Genomic DNA, 14,120 nt, shown 5'->3' with positions numbered 1-14,120 from the left:
GCGGGCCACCCGGATCGGGGACGAGGTTCGGACGCGCGTGCGACCACGTTTCGGTGGGCGGCGAAGCGTCGGGCACCTAGGTTTCCGGCATGAGCACGAGCGCAGCAGCAGTCGGAGGGGACGTCGCCGGGCGGCACACGGTCCTCTCCCCGAGCATCCTGTACTTCGGTACGCCCGTGGCCCTGCTGGCCACCGAGAACGCCGACGGCACGCCCAACCTCGCCCCCGTCTCCTCGGCGTGGGCGCTCGGGTACACCGTCGTCCTCGGGGTGGGCCGGGAGAGCCGTACCGCCGAGAACCTGGCCGCGCGGCCGGAGGTGGTGATCAACCTGCCGGGGCCGGGACTGTGGCGGCAGGTCGAGGCGCTCGCCCCGCTCACCGGGGCGGACCCGGTGCCGGAGGCGAAGCGGGCGGTCTACCGGCACGAGGGCGACAAGTTCGCGGCCGCCGGACTCACCCCGCAGCCCGCCGAGACGGTACGTCCGCCGCGGGTCGCCGAATGCCCGCTCCAACTGGAGGCGAAAGTACGGGCGATGACGCCGGGCGGGGCGGACGGGCACTTCTGGACGGTCGAGTGCGAGGTGCTGCGCGTGCACGCCGACGCCTCCGTCGTCGTCCCCGGCACCCAGCACATCGACCCGTCGGCGTGGAGCCCGCTCATCTACAACTTCCGCCACTACCACGGTCTCACCCCCGAACTCGGCCACGGCTTCCGGTCCGAGACGCCGAGGGAACGGGAAGGAGAAGGGGAAGGGGGAGGGGAAGGGGAACGGGCCTGATCAACGCCGCTTTATTCACGGGTTGGTTGGCGGCGGACATGTCAGGATGAGGGTCTTGGACGTGATCCGTCGACCCGGGGGAGTCAACGACGTCATGAGCACCACCGCCGACGGCTACGACCGGCCGCCCTACCGCACACCTCCCGCCGCCCCGGCCCTGGTGACCGGGCCCGCCGCCTGGGTGCTGGACGTAGTCCTGCCGTGGCGGCTGGCCCGGCGGATCTACGGCCCCTTCCACGCCTTCCGGTTCGACGCCGCCGCGGCCTTCGGTCTCGCCGCGCCGGGGCAGCCCGTCGTCACCACCCTCGCCGGGCAGGCGGCCGACCCGCTCATCGAACGGCTGCTGCTGCCCAGGGCGCTGCTCGGACTCGGCGTCCTCTTCCTCGTCATCCACCTGTTCACCGGCGGAGGCTTCTTCGACTCCGTCGAGCAGGCCATGACCGACAGCGTCCTGATGCTGGCCACCGGGCCGGTCGCCCTGCTCGTGGCCTGCCTCCCGCTCATCACCCTGGCCCGTCCCGGCGCCCGCGCCACCGTGGCCCGGCTGTGCCTGCGCCCGCTGCTGACCGCTTTCACCACCGCCGGCTTCTGCACCTTGTTCGTGGTCTGGATGCTGAACGGCTACGACTACGAACCCGAGCAGATGGCCTGGTACGTCGCCCTGCTGGTCTTCCTCCCCTGGCTGACGGTGTTCTTCGGCTCGGTGCTCTACCTCATCCACCGCAACTCCTTCAGCGTCGGCGGCCACCCCCTCGTCCGCCCCCTGGCCTCGGTCCCGCTGGTGTGGCTGACGGCCATCGCGCACTCCGTCCTCGTCGACGCCGTCGAGGCCTACCCGGGGGCGCAGCCGACGCCGTCGTACTACGTGGCCCTGTTCACGGGTCCGGTCGGCGTCACCGTGACCGCCGCGGTCGAGATCGTCCTGCTGCGCCGCCGCCACGGGGTCGGCTTCCGGGGCCCGCTGCCGCACTGGCGGCCCCCGGCGCCCCCGCCGCCCACCCTGCCCCCGGCCCTCGTCGAACGCCTGCGCACGGACGTCAACCTCGGATACGCCCAGTACTGGCAGCAGTACACGGACCGCAACGGCGTCGTCTGGGCCGCCTCCCCGCTCTTCCACGACGGCCATCCGGTCCTGTGGCCCCACGTCTTCGCCTTCACCGAGCAGGCCCGGCCGGCGACCTGGCCGGAGGTGCACCGCATGGCGGGACCGCTGCGGCCCCGGTAGGGGGGCCGGTTCCGCCGGGTGCCGCGGGGGCACCGGCCGCCGTCGACAGGACTTTCACAGGGAACGCAACGTTCGGGACGGATGAGTCGTCTGTGTTCCAGGGACGTATTTCTCCGTGTGGGGAGGTTCCCGTCGTCCGGCGGTGACCGACGCCGAACGATCCGAGCACGGTGTACGGGGTGGACGGCCGAGCGGAGGGCGAGTGCCGGTGAGCGGTACGGGAAGGCGCCGGCGCACACCGCCGGGCGGGACCGGCGGGACCGGCGGGACCGGTACGGGCAGGGGAACGGGCGCGGGCGCGGGCAGGAGCCGGGGCAGGGGGAAGGCCAGGCTGACGCGGCGCGGCCGGGTCCTGGCGTGGGGCGCGGGGGTGACCTCGGTGGTCGTCCTCGCGGTCGGCGGGGTCGGCGCGTGGATATACCAGGACCTCAACGACAACATCAGCGCCGCCGACGTGGACGACAAGCTGGGCGGCGACCGGCCCGAGAACCTCAGTCCGGGCTCCCAGAACATCCTGGTCGTCGGCTCCGACAGCCGGGACGGCGCCAACGCGAAGTACGGCAAGGACCTGACCACCATGCAGTCGGACACGCTGATGGTGCTGCACGTCCCCGCCGACCGGAAGTGGGCCGCGGTCGTGTCGTTCCCGCGCGACTCCTACGTGGAGATACCCGCCTGCGACATGGGCGACGGCCGGACGTCCACCCCGCACAAGGCCAAGATCAACGAGGCGTTCGCGATCGGCGGCGCCGGCGGTGAGGTCGCCGGGGCCGCCGCGTGCAGCATCAAGACGGTCGAGGCCCACACGGGCCTGCGCATCGACCACTTCATGTCCGTCGACTTCTCCGGCTTCAAGGGCATGGTCGACGCCCTGGACGGCATCGAGGTCTGCCCCGAGCAGGCCATCACGTCCGACAAGGCCCGACTGGACCTCGACGCCGGCTGCCAGACCGTCGACGGCGAGACCGCCCTCGGCTACGTCAGGGTCCGCTACGGCGTCGGCGACGGCTCCGACATCGGACGCATCGGCCGCCAGCAGGAGTTCATGAACGCCCTGGTGAAGAAGGCCAAGTCCAAGCTGACCAGCCCCAACGCGCTGTACGGCTTCCTCCGGTCCGCCACCAAGTCGCTGACGACCGACCCGGACCTGGCCGGCATCCAACCGATCTACGCCCTCGCCGACGCACTCAAGGGCATACCCACCGACCGGCTGTCCTTCCTCACCGTGCCCAACTACCCGCGGGAGGCGGACGTCCCGACGGACAAGGCCAACGTCGTCTGGCAGTACCCGCAGGCCGCCGACCTGTTCACCTCCCTGGCCAAGGACGAGGAGACGACGAAGACGCAGTTGCAGACGGCCGTGAAGGACCTCGTGTACGCCTCCGCCGTTCGCGTCCGGGTCCTCAACGGCACCGGGATCGGCGGACGCGCCGCCGCCGTCGCCGAGAAGCTGAGCGCGGCCGGCTTCACCGTCACCGGGACGGGCAACGCGCCCGAGTCGGCGAGCGAGACCACCGTCAGCCACCCGGCGGGCCTGGAGCGGCAGGCCGCCGTCCTCTCCTCGCGCCTGCCGGTCACGGGGGTGCCCTCGTCCGCGTCGGCGGAGGCGGACGAGGGCGTGGTCACGCTCGTCGTGGGTCCCGACCTGGACGTCGACGAACTCGGCTGACCCGTGCGGGGGCTGATGGGGTGACGGGTGGTGTGACCGGTGGTGCGGCGGTGGTTTGCGTGACGGACGGGATGCTGTAAAGTTGATCTCGAGCTGGTCGCCACAACAACGGCGAAACGGTTCTGCGTTGGTGGTCCAAGGAAAGACGTCCCGCTTCCTGCGGGGAGATGCAGGTGCAAGGCCTGCCCGGCGCTCCACTACGAGGCCCATTCCGTGTCACACGGAATGGGCCTCGTTCGTTGTGCGCCGGCTTCCGGCAGCCATCACGTCCGAACCGTCCGGGCCGTGCGGCCCGGACGGTGGAGCGGGTGGGGCGGGGACGGTCAGGTCGTGTTGGCGTTCGAGCGGCCGAAGAACTCGATCTCCGCGATGGCGACCTGCTTGTTCGCCGAGGCGGCATAGGCCGACTCGATGGTGAAGCGGACCTTGATCACCTCACCGACGCGGAAGGCGCGGCGCTGGCCGCCGGCGCTCTGGTCGAGCGTGAGCTCCCGCGTCGTGGTGGTGCCGTCCTTCAGGGTGATCGTCGCCTTGACGCGGTGCGGCAGGGCCGACTCGGTCAGCTGCTCGGCGCGAGTCGAGACGCCCGGGGTGATGATCAGGTCCAGCAGGCGGGTCGGCTCGGAGAAGCGGGCCTCGATCCACTGGCCCTCGCCGGACTGGGCGACACCGGGGCCCCACCAACTGTTGTTGATCTTGTCGAAGGCCAGCTCCGGCTTGTGGCCGGGGTAGGAGCGGGAGGCGGCGATCGTGTCCGGGGCGACCGGGGCCCGCTTGGCGAAGTGGTCGCGGGTGGCCTGGACCCAGTCCGGCGTGTTGACCCCGACCCAGATCAGCAGGCTGAGGACGGCCGCGGTCACCACCCACGTCACGATCCGGTCGAAGGTGCGGCGCAGCCGGGGGCGCTCGCCCGCCCACGGCGTCTCGCGGTTGCGCCAGTCCACCAGGCGGCGCCACCACGGCCGCCGCTCGAAGGAGTGGTCCTCCCGGGTCATCGGCATCGCGCAGCGGGTGCAGTAGTGCCGGTCGGGGCGGTTGGGCGTGGAGCACCAGGGGCACGGGAGCCCGTTCACGTCGCCCAGCTCGGGGCCCACGGCGCGCACCTGCGGCCGCTCCGCGACCGGCCGGCCCGGCAGCACCGGCACGACGGTCGGCGGCGGGGTGGGCCGCGCCTCCGGGTCCGCCACGGGGACGAGGAGGGAACGCGCCCGGGCCGTCATGGTGTCGTCCGGGGCGGACGCGGACGCGGACGCGGAGGAGGAGGTGGAGGCGGCGGCAGCGGCGGGGACCGGCTCGGTGGGGGCCGTGTCGTCGGCGGCCGGGGCCGACGGCCGGCCGGCCTCGCCGTGCGCCGGCGCCCGCTCGTCCGGCGGCAGGGCCGGGAGCGGGTTCTCCGCGGTGTCGTCGTCGTCCGTCGTCGCGGTGACGGCGCGCGCCGGGGAGGCAGCCGCCGTCGTGGGGGCGTCCGGCGTCCCCGCGGACGCGGCCGGTGCGCCGGTGGTGGCCACGGCGGCCGCCGGGCGCGCGGCGGCCGTCTCCGGCTCGGCCGCGGTACGGGCCGGGGAACGGTCCGTCCAGCCCAGTACGGCTCCGCAGCCGTCGCAGAAGGACTGGCCCGGCTCCGCCCGGGTGCCGCATTCGGCGCAGTTCTGGGTGGTCATCTCTCCGGGATCCTTTCGGCGGCGGTCAGGGCAGGGGTCACCTTGACCGTGTAGGGCATGTGGGCGGGCCGGGCGGCGGCCACGAGGGCGTCCAGCCGGTGCTCGTCCGCCGGGCCGGGGTCGGACAGACGGAGCGTGACGTGCAGATGGGGGCGGGGGTCGCCGGGGAACGGGCCCAGGGGGCGGGCACTCCAGGCGGCGCCGCCGCTCTCGGAGATCTCCGGCTCCACCCCGAAGGCCAGGCGGATCGCCTCCGCCAGACCGCGCCGGGTGCCCCGGACCCGGTGCAGGTGGGCGGCGGCCGCGACCGCGGCCCGCAGCCTCGGCTCCGGCTCGGTGCCGTCGGTCTCGGCGCCGACCCAGCCGGCCAGCCACCGGGTGAAGTCGACGGGGGCGAGCGCCGGGTCGAAGTAGGAGGGCAGGCAGTCGAGGACGTTGAGGATCGGCGCGATGACGTCGTCGAGGCCGCCGACGAACCGCTGCGCGAGGTCGTCGTCGGCGAAGACGGCCGGCAGCATCGCCCCGATCGGCGCGGACGAGCCGAGCCCGTCCACCGAGCCCCTCATGCGCCGTCCCCGATCACGCGGACCCGGTGGTCGTAGGAGAACACCAGGGCGGGCGCCGACAGGTCGATGCGGTCGGTGGCGTCGCCCCGCTTGCCGGTCAGCGGGTCGGCGGGGTGCAGGGTGACCTGGTCGACCAGTTCGACGCCGGGCACGCGCTGGAGGACCGCGAAGACCTCGCCGGACTGCACGGGACGGCCGAACGGCCAGCCCTTGCCGTCCGCACCGCCGGTCAGCGGGTCGAGGTGGCGGTAGAGGGCGTCGTGGGCCTGGCGCCGCACCCGGTCGGTGTCGACGCCGCGGAAGGCGTGCACGGTGGCGACGACGGTGACGCCCTGGTAGTAGGGCGGGCCGACCGCCAGCCGGGTCCCGATCAGACGGCGTTCGTCGAGGTGGCGGGTGATCCGGCCGAGCAGGGCGTCGCCGGGCACGAGCTGCTCGAAGCGGAGCCGGCCGCCGGGATCGGGGACGGCCTGCGGGACCACCAGGACCCGTACGGCGTAGGAGCCGTGCTCGTCCGGGCTGCCCTCCAGGCAGGTGATGCGCGCGGTCTCGGGGGCGGCGCGGCGGGCCAGCTCCTCGTAGTCGCGCAGGGTGACGGCCCGCTCCTGGGCGCGCAGCGTGATCGGGGCGCGGGCCTTGGCCTCCTCGACCGTCTCCCCGTCGACCCCGCCGCGCGCGGCCTCCCGGTTGACGACCTCGGAGACGTACGGGATGGAGGTGCGCAGCACCTGGACGGCGCCCCGGGCCACGTTGCCGGCGCGACCGCCGCCGGTGCGGTAGCGGCGGGCGCGCACGACGGCGCCCTTGGGGGCGACGGCGCCGTACTGGCGCAGGGTGCCGTCGGGTTCGCGGACGGACGGCCCGAAGGCTATCTCGCCGGTGGTGGCGTCCAGGGTGATGTGCCGGTCGCCGGGGCCGGAGGCGGCGAAGTGGGGGACGACCCGCCAGTCCACCCAGCCGTCGTGCTCGGCGGTCTGGAGCAGCAACGGCGGGTCGTCGCCGACGACGGGGGTGTGGGCGAGCCGCAGGCGCTGGCCGGGCAGGCCGGTGGACTCGCCGAGGGCCTCGTCGTGCACGGTGTCGGCGTGGACGGCGGGGGCGGTGCCGCCGAGGGTGAAGGCGTCGGCGGAGCGGACGGTCGGGGAGAGGGTGTAGAAGGGCTGGCCGGGCAGGGGCTCGGTGACGCGGCAGCGCAGCCAGCCGGCCTCCTGGCCGCCGGTGCGGGACAGGACGTGACCGCCGGGGACGTGCAGGACGACCTCGCCGGGGCGGTTGAGGCCGCCGGTGCCGTCCCGTTCGATGTCGCACTCCTGCCAGCCGTCCTCCGTCCACGCCTCCCAGACGAGGGGCGGCTGGCGGGGGTCGACACCGACGCCGTCGACGCGGCTGTCCAGTTCCAGCACCGCCGCGCAGTGCGGTACGGCCGCGCTGAGGCCGAGCAGCATGCAGTCCCCGGGTTCGGGGGACTCGGCGAAGCAGATGATGTCCTTGCCCTCGGCGAGGTCGGTGGTGCGGTCGGTGAACGCCTTCCCCTGGTGCTGCACCACGAGGTGGCGCAACGAGCAGGGAACGACCGTGAGTTCGCGCTCGGTGGCGAAGACGACGGCCTCGTCGCTCTCGGTGCGCACGGTGGCGACCTCGGTGCCCGGCGGCAGCACCACGGGCTCCTCCTGGGGGGCGGAGAGCCAGAAGGTGACGTCGGTGCGGGCGGCCGAGGGCGGGAACAGGGTGATGCCGACGAGGTCCAGGAAGGCCAGGTGGTTCTTGTCCGGCACGCGGTTGAGCCGGTAGACGATCTGGTCGGCCATGTGGGCCACGGTCTCGACGAGGGTGACACCGGGGTCGGAGACGTTGTGGTCGGTCCACTCCGGGGCGCGCTGCTGGATGTAGCGCTTGGCGTCGTCGACGAACTGCTGGAAGCGGCGGTCGTCGAGGTTGGGGGAGGGCAGGGCCATCAGTGGTCGCTTTCGGGGGAGGGGCCGGGGCCGGTGCTGTCGGGGACGCCCGGTTCCTCGTGGGAGGGGATGACGTAGAAGGGGAAGACGAGGCTGCGCGGGTTGTTGGTGCCGCGGATGGAGTAGCGGACGTCGATGAAGAGCACGCCCTGCTGGGTACCGGCGGTGACCTCGACGTCCTCGACCTCGATGCGCGGCTCCCAGCGGTCGAGGCTGACGTACACCTCGTGCTGGATGCGGCCGGCGGTGGCCTCGTTGACCGGCGCGAACACCAGGTCGTGGATGGCGCAGCCGAACTCCGGGCGCATCGGCCGCTCACCCGGCGCGGTGGACAGCACCAGCCGGATCGCCTCCTCGATCTCGCGTTCCCCGCTGACCAGGGCGATGCCTCCGGTGGGCCCGATCCGGAGCGGGAACGCCCACCCGGACCCGACGAACTGCTCGGCCATCAGAGGGCCACCTGCCTTCTCCTTCTGCTGACGGACCCGGTCATGCCGGGAGCGGGTACTTGACGTTGTTGACGAACACCAGTCCCTGGAGCCCGATCCTGATGCCGGTGAGGTTCACGTTGGCCACGGAGTTGATCGCCACGGCCCCGGTGGCGGTGAGCGACGCGACACCGGCCGCCTTCATGTCCAGGGCGCCGAGCGCGTTCACGCTGACCGCGCCGCCCAGCGACCTGAGGGTGACCAGGCCCTGCCCCTGGAGGGTGAGCGGTCCACCGCTCTTGATCGTCACCGACCGGCGTCCGTTCAGCGTGAGGTCCGTGCCCGCGTTCACCGACACCGACCGGCTGCCCTTGATGCTGACCGATCCCTTGCTGTCGACGGTGATCTCCGTCTGCACCCGGTCCAGGTTGATGACGAGTTTGCCGTCGCCGCTGGTCACCCGGACGCCCTGCTTGCCGCCGGTGCGCTGGCTGAGCAGGTCGACGCGGTTGCCGGTGCGGTCGGACAGGGTGTGCCGGGAGGCGCGGCCCCGCAGGCCGTCGTGCAGGGGCACGTCCTTGACCGGGGTCGGGCTGTCCTTGCCGTTGTAGAGGCCGGCGATGACGTACGGGTGGTCCAGGGCGCCCCGGTCGAAGGCGACGAGCACCTCGTCCCCGACGTCCATGGGGAAGATCGAGCCGCCGCCCTTGCCGCCCCACTGCGCCACGCGGGTCCAGTCGCTGATGTAGGTGTCGTCCAGCCACGGGAACTGGAGCTTGACCCTGCCCTTCTTGAGCGGGTCCTGTACGTCGGTGACGAGGGCGTTGACGACGCCGGGCAGCCGCAGGCCGTTGCCGCCTCCGTTGCCGCCGCCGGAGGCGAGGCCGTAGAGGGAGCGCCACTGGCGTCCGCTGACGGTGACCCAGGTCTCGTAGTGCTTGCCGTCGCCGAAGACGTGCCGCACGGACGTGGGCGTGTACTTGCCCTCGAAGGGGAAGCCGACGTCGGCCAGGGTGACGGGGATGCCGGGGCGCAGCTTGGGGCCGCCGTGGACGACGACCTCCATCTCGGTGAAGGAGGAGGTGACGTCGGCGGCGAGGGAGTCGGCGGAGAACTTCACCTCGGACTGGCGGTCGTAGGGGATCTGCGGGTCGACGAGTTTCGCGGTCTTGAACTTGCCGGCCGCGTCACCGGGCGTGGTGCCGATGGTGAAGCCGGTGTTGGTCGTCGCCTTCGCCGTGGCGGTCAGGGCCTTCTTGGTGGTGACGTCCCAGCCGCGGGTCTCGACGGTGCCGACCTGTTCGGCGGCGGAGACCGCGGTGCGCAGCCGCAGGATGTCGACGCCGGCCTTCAGCTCGAACGGGTTCTTCCCGGAGGCGCTGGCGGGCGGGGCGCCGGACGCCGGGTCGGGCTTGACGAACTGGAACTTGCCCTTGTTGTCGATGGACATCACCATCTCGTTCTCGTCGGCGAGGCGCGCGAGGAAGTCCCAGTCGGTGACGTTGGCCTGGCTGATGAACTCGTACACCGTCTTCGTCGCCTCCACCCGGCCGATGGGGACGCCGTCCTGGGCGGCCAGTTTGCGGGCGATGTCGGCGGCGGACTGGTTGCGGTAGGCGGCGATGCGACGCTGGCGCATCAGGCGGTGGCCGTGGTCGTAGCCGCGGATGATGGTGAAGGTGCCGGTGCCCTCGTAGTCGCTCTCCAGACCGCACACCTCGCCCGTCAGCAGGGGGTCGCCGGCCCCCTTGCCGTCGGCGATGGGCGTGATCACGACCGGGGTGGCGAACTTCACGTTGAGCTTGCCCAGGATCAGCCGGCCCGGGTCGCGGAAGGTGAGCCGGAACGCGGCCGGGACCCCGAGGCCCTGGTCGACCCAGCCGTCCACGAGCATCGGCTCGATGTCGGGGGGCAGCGGACTGCCGCCGATGGTGACCTTGATGACACTGGAGTAGGCGATCTGCACCATCAGGGACGCACCTCCTCTGCGGCGGGGAGGACGAGTTGGGTGCCGGTCGGCAGGTGGCCGGGGTCGTCGATGCCGTTGGTCTCGGCGATCGCCCGCCAGGCACCGACGTCGCCGTACTCGCGCCAGGCCAGGGACTGGAGGGAGTCACCGGCCACCACCCGGTGCACGCGCTGCGCGGTCAGGGCGCCCGACGTCGGGTTCTGCCCCTTAATCGTGCTGGGGATCTCGTGCAGGCTGACCTGGCAGGTGGCCCGGATGGGCATGCCCGTCGTCCCGAAGAGGGAGTAGCTCACCTCGACACTGCGCACGTAGGCGGTGAAGCGGGCGGTGGAGAAGGAGCCCCACTGGAAGATCACCCAGGGCGGGGAGGGCTGCTTGGCGGCGATGGACTTGGAGGTGACCTCGCAGCATGCGAGCAGCGACTCGACCTGCTTCATCACGTCGTTGCTGTCCGGGTCGTCCGAGCGGTCGAGGAAGATCTCCACGCTCATCTCGCGGGGCTCGGGGCCCATGAACTCCGGGACGACGCCGTCCCGGACCGCCGGTGTCGGCGTCGACTTCCACTGGGACTGGCGGGACAGCGTCAGCTGCGAGGGGTTGAACTCGAGCTCGAACTGTTTGATCAGCCCGCCCGGCGTGGTGCTGGTGCCCAGCGGCGGTTCGTGAATGGCGAGGGTGGCGTGGACCAGGCTCTTGCCGGCGCCGCCCCTGCTGGATTTGGCCATGCTGCTTCCGTCCTCTCCCGTGGTCCGCTGGGGGCCGTCAGTCCGTGAATCCGTGGTGGGTGATCTCCAGGACCTCCGTGGCGACGGCCGGGTTGGCCGGGTCCAGGGTCGGCCCCTGCCAGCTGACCGGCAGGACGTCGATCAGTCCCCACCGGGCGACCTCCGAGCCGTCCGCGCGCAGCGCGGCGATCTGGGCGGTGGGCCGGGTGACGCCCGTGGTGACCGAGGAGATCCACGCGGCGACCTTGCTGGTGTCCGGGGTGAGCGGGCGGGTCAGCCTGATGTTGGAGAAGGTGACGCGGGAGGGGAGCTGCCAGACGAAGCCGTTGTTGCCGCCTTCCTGGCGCTGCTCGATCTCCACCGAGGACGACAGTCCCTCGCACCCGTTGAAGTACCCGAGGCTCTCGCCGTCGATGGTCAGGGTGAAGTAGATGGCGGAGCCCGGATCGAGATCGGACATCGAAAGGGCCTTTCTGGGCGGCCGGTAGGGACGTGCGGAACGGTGGTCCGCGCGGGGCGTGGCTGCGGGTGCTCAGCCGCGGGGGTCGCGGAGTCTGCCGATCCGCTCCCGGTCGAGCCGTAGTTCGGTACGGAGCAGTCGGGTGATCCGGCCGGTCAGCCGGTGGGTCAGCTCGTCGAGCTGGAAGTCGGTGAGCGCCCGGGGATCGAAGGCCCCCTTGGGCACCTCGGTGTAGGCGGGCGGTGGCGCCGACGCGCCGCCGGTTCGCTGGTGGCCGGCGGGGGGTTGGTGGGGCGGCGGTGAACCGGTGGAGGTGGTCGTGGGCACGGTGTACCGCTGGACCGCGGGAGGCGCGGACGCCGGGGGCGGCGGCACGGCCGCGGACCGCTGGACGGCCGGGGGCGCCGCGACGGTGGGGAACGGCGGGGCGACGGGAACGGCGGGAGGCGTCAGCGCGGCGGGGAACGGCTGCGGCTCGGCGGTGACGGGGTGCGCCGTGGAGGGGAACGGCTGCGGGACGGCGGCGACGGGCGGCAGCGACCGGCGCTGCACGGCGGGCGGCAGCGCGCTGGCGGGCATGGGCCGGGCGACGGGCTGCGGCTCCGCGCCGGGCGTGGTACGGCGCAGCGGTACGGCGGCCGGAACCGCCCGGCGCTGCACCGGGGGCGCGGACGCCGGTCGGTACGCGGCCGGTTCCGCCGGCGCCGGCGCGGGGGCGACGGCGCGCTGAACGGGGGCGGCGGGCCGGGGCGGCAGGGCGGCGGTGTGCCGTACGGCGGGGGCCGGTCCGGGTGCCGGGCCGGCGCTGCCCGGCAGCGCGGGGGGCGGTGCGACCGGTGACGGCGCGACCGGTGACGGTGCGGGGGCGGCGACCTGCCGGCCGGGGGGAGTCGGCAGGGGTGCGTACGTGGTGGCCGGTGCGGCGGTGCGCTGAACGGCGGGCGCCAGGCCGGGGCTCGGGGCGGCGGGCGTCGGCGGGTGCGGCGGGGGCGCGCCGGTGGGGGCCGCGGCTTCGGCCGGCCGGGTCGGGTGCGGCGCGGTGGCCGGTGCCGGTCGGGTCGGGCTGGGCGGGGTGGCGCGCTGCACGACGGGGGCGCCGAGCGGCTTCGCATCGGCCGGGCGGGCGGTGAACGGGGCACCGAGCACGGGGCGTTGCCGCAGCGGCGAGGGGGCGGCGGTGTCCGTCCGGTCGGGGGCGGTCACGCCGCGGGACCGGGGGGCACCGAGCGCGGAGGCGCGCTGGACGGCGGGGCGCGGTCCGTCGGCCCGCGGGCCGGCCTGCGCGGGCGGTCGGCCGACGGACGCCGCGGGGGCCTCGGCGGCCGGGACGGCGGGAGGAACGGCTGGTCCGGGGCTGTGGTTCACGGGCGTCCCTGGGGTGGATGCCGGCGGTGGCACGGAGGCCGGTGCGGTGCGCTGTACGGCGGGCGTGCCGGGGCCGGCGGGCGGACGTACGGGAGCGGGAGCGGAGGCCGGGGCGGTGGAGGCGGCGGCGGGGCGCGCCGGTGTGCCCGGGGCGGGCGTGGCACGGGCGGGCGTGACGGCCGGAGCCGGTGCGGTGGCCGGGGTGGCGCGCTGTACGGGAGCCGGGCCCGTCGGGGCGGGGCTCGCCGGCGGTACGGCCGGGGTGGCGCGCTGTACGGGCGTGGCCGCCGGTGACGGCGCGGGCGCCGGACCCGGTCGCCGCACGGGGGCCGGCTCCGCGGTGGCCGGGCTCGCGGGCGGCGGCACCGTGACGGGAGCGTGAACCGGGGAGGACGGGGTGCGCTGTACGGGGGCCGCGGGCGGTGCGACGGGAGTCCCGACGGGAGTCCCGACGGGAGTCGCTACGGGCGTGACGGGGGCCGGAGCGGGGGTGGTGCGCCCGGTGCGCTGGACCGCGGCGGGGGGGCGTGCACCGGCGGAGCCCGCCGGAGAGGGCGTGGCAGGCGGGGTGGCCCGCTCGGCGCGCTGTGAGAGAGGGGCGGGTGTGGCCGGGGCGGTGTGCCGGGCCGGGGCCCCCGGGGTGGCCGCTGCCGGGGTGGCGCGTCGGACGGGAGCGGCGGTCGGCGTCGTGGCGCGCTGGAGGGGAGTCGCGGGGGATGCGGTGGCGCCCGGTGCGGGTGCGGGTGCGGGTGTGGCCGGGGTGGGGCGCTGGGCCGAGGCGCCCGGGGTGGGGGGCGGTGTCGTCGCGCGCTGGAGGGGGGCCGCGGGGGGTGTGGTCGCGCCGCCCGGTGCGGGTGCGGGTGCGGGTGCGGCCGGGGCCGGCTGCCGGTCCGGTCTGCCCGTGGCGGGCGGCACCGGACGCGGCGTGGACCGCTGGACGGGGGCCCGGTGCGGTGCGGCGGGGGCGGGCTCGGGTGCCGGGGTGCGCGAGGTGGGGGCACCCAGTCCGAGCCGGCGCGACGGAGTCGCCCCGGGCGAGACGGCCCGCTGGACGCCGGGCGCGGAACGGGGCGCCGAGGCCGGGGGCGTGATGCGCTGGGGGGTCGTCGGGGTTGCCGGGGCTGCGGCACCTGCCGGGGCAGGGGAGGCTGGCGGAGTGCCGGTGGCGGAGCGGTGGGGCGGGGTGCTGGACGGCGCGGGTGCGTTTACCGGGCCGCGGGGCGGCGTGCTGTCGCCGTCCAGCGCGGCGCGCTGGACGTTAGGCCGGGGGGCGGCCGACGGCGTGGTGCCGCCGGGTGCCGGAGCGGTGGGACGGCCG

11 protein-coding genes are annotated in these 14,120 nt (G+C 74.3%); 3 read left to right on the top strand and 8 right to left on the bottom strand.

Annotated features, from left to right (window positions below):
- Positions 1–89: 89 nt before the first annotated feature.
- From ACIP67_RS05930 to ACIP67_RS05920, 3 genes are all read left to right on the top strand, one after another.
- Positions 90–779, top strand: a complete 690-nt coding sequence (locus ACIP67_RS05930) for a flavin reductase family protein (RefSeq protein ID WP_401687950.1) — start codon at positions 90–92, stop codon at positions 777–779.
- 94 nt (positions 780–873) lie between these two features.
- Positions 874–2,004: a hypothetical protein gene (locus ACIP67_RS05925; protein WP_401687947.1), complete on the top strand. Its 1,131-nt coding sequence runs from the start codon at positions 874–876 to the stop codon at positions 2,002–2,004.
- Between the two features lie 352 nt (positions 2,005–2,356).
- The gene (locus tag ACIP67_RS05920; RefSeq protein ID WP_401688142.1) at positions 2,357–3,673 is read left to right on the top strand and encodes an LCP family protein; all 1,317 of its coding nucleotides are present in this window, start codon (positions 2,357–2,359) and stop codon (positions 3,671–3,673) included.
- Between the two features lie 323 nt (positions 3,674–3,996).
- On the opposite strand, the gene ACIP67_RS05915 is transcribed toward ACIP67_RS05920, so the two are convergent.
- The 8 genes from ACIP67_RS05915 to ACIP67_RS05880 form a co-directional block, all read right to left on the bottom strand.
- Positions 3,997–5,334, bottom strand: a complete 1,338-nt coding sequence (locus tag ACIP67_RS05915; protein WP_401687944.1) for an NADase-type glycan-binding domain-containing protein — start codon at positions 5,332–5,334, stop codon at positions 3,997–3,999.
- Positions 5,331–5,900, bottom strand: a complete 570-nt coding sequence (locus tag ACIP67_RS05910) for a phage tail protein (RefSeq protein WP_401687941.1) — start codon at positions 5,898–5,900, stop codon at positions 5,331–5,333. Before ACIP67_RS05910 ends, ACIP67_RS05915 begins: the two co-directional genes overlap by 4 nt.
- A complete protein-coding gene (locus ACIP67_RS05905; RefSeq protein WP_401687938.1) occupies positions 5,897–7,855 on the bottom strand; it encodes a putative baseplate assembly protein in 1,959 nt (652 codons plus the stop codon). The genes ACIP67_RS05910 and ACIP67_RS05905 overlap by 4 nt, the downstream gene beginning before the upstream one ends.
- Positions 7,855–8,304, bottom strand: coding sequence for a GPW/gp25 family protein (locus ACIP67_RS05900; RefSeq protein ID WP_401687936.1), 450 nt, complete (start codon positions 8,302–8,304; stop codon positions 7,855–7,857). The genes ACIP67_RS05905 and ACIP67_RS05900 overlap by 1 nt, the downstream gene beginning before the upstream one ends.
- 40 nt (positions 8,305–8,344) lie before the next feature.
- Positions 8,345–10,252 (bottom strand): VgrG-related protein, encoded by a 1,908-nt coding sequence (locus ACIP67_RS05895; protein ID WP_401687934.1) that lies wholly within the window; start codon positions 10,250–10,252, stop codon positions 8,345–8,347.
- Complete coding sequence (locus tag ACIP67_RS05890; protein ID WP_401687931.1) at positions 10,252–10,977, bottom strand: LysM peptidoglycan-binding domain-containing protein; 726 nt, start codon at positions 10,975–10,977, stop codon at positions 10,252–10,254. The genes ACIP67_RS05895 and ACIP67_RS05890 overlap by 1 nt, the downstream gene beginning before the upstream one ends.
- Positions 10,978–11,014: 37 nt before the next feature.
- Positions 11,015–11,437: a phage tail protein gene (locus ACIP67_RS05885; protein WP_401687928.1), complete on the bottom strand. Its 423-nt coding sequence runs from the start codon at positions 11,435–11,437 to the stop codon at positions 11,015–11,017.
- Between the two features lie 72 nt (positions 11,438–11,509).
- Positions 11,510–12,802 (bottom strand): hypothetical protein, encoded by a 1,293-nt coding sequence (locus ACIP67_RS05880; RefSeq protein ID WP_401687925.1) that lies wholly within the window; start codon positions 12,800–12,802, stop codon positions 11,510–11,512.
- Positions 12,803–14,120: the final 1,318 nt, after the last annotated feature.

This window comes from Streptomyces sp. NPDC088812 (assembly GCF_044750285.1).
Taxonomy (GTDB): Bacteria; Actinomycetota; Actinomycetes; order Streptomycetales; family Streptomycetaceae; genus Streptomyces.
This window is presented reverse-complemented; position numbering and strand designations above follow the sequence as displayed.

Excerpts from the sequence above, each read along its gene's own strand:
- ACIP67_RS05930 (WP_401687950.1), top strand. The coding sequence starts at position 90 with ATGAGCACGAGCGCAGCAGCAGTCGGAGGGGACGTCGCCGGGCGGCAC.
- ACIP67_RS05925 (WP_401687947.1), top strand. The coding sequence starts at position 874 with ATGAGCACCACCGCCGACGGCTACGACCGGCCGCCCTACCGCACACCT.
- ACIP67_RS05915 (WP_401687944.1), bottom strand. The coding sequence starts at position 5,334 with ATGACCACCCAGAACTGCGCCGAATGCGGCACCCGGGCGGAGCCGGGC.
- ACIP67_RS05910 (WP_401687941.1), bottom strand. The coding sequence starts at position 5,900 with ATGAGGGGCTCGGTGGACGGGCTCGGCTCGTCCGCGCCGATCGGGGCG.
- ACIP67_RS05905 (WP_401687938.1), bottom strand. The coding sequence starts at position 7,855 with ATGGCCCTGCCCTCCCCCAACCTCGACGACCGCCGCTTCCAGCAGTTC.
- ACIP67_RS05900 (WP_401687936.1), bottom strand. The coding sequence starts at position 8,304 with ATGGCCGAGCAGTTCGTCGGGTCCGGGTGGGCGTTCCCGCTCCGGATC.
- ACIP67_RS05895 (WP_401687934.1), bottom strand. The coding sequence starts at position 10,252 with ATGGTGCAGATCGCCTACTCCAGTGTCATCAAGGTCACCATCGGCGGC.
- ACIP67_RS05890 (WP_401687931.1), bottom strand. The coding sequence starts at position 10,977 with ATGGCCAAATCCAGCAGGGGCGGCGCCGGCAAGAGCCTGGTCCACGCC.
- ACIP67_RS05885 (WP_401687928.1), bottom strand. The coding sequence starts at position 11,437 with ATGTCCGATCTCGATCCGGGCTCCGCCATCTACTTCACCCTGACCATC.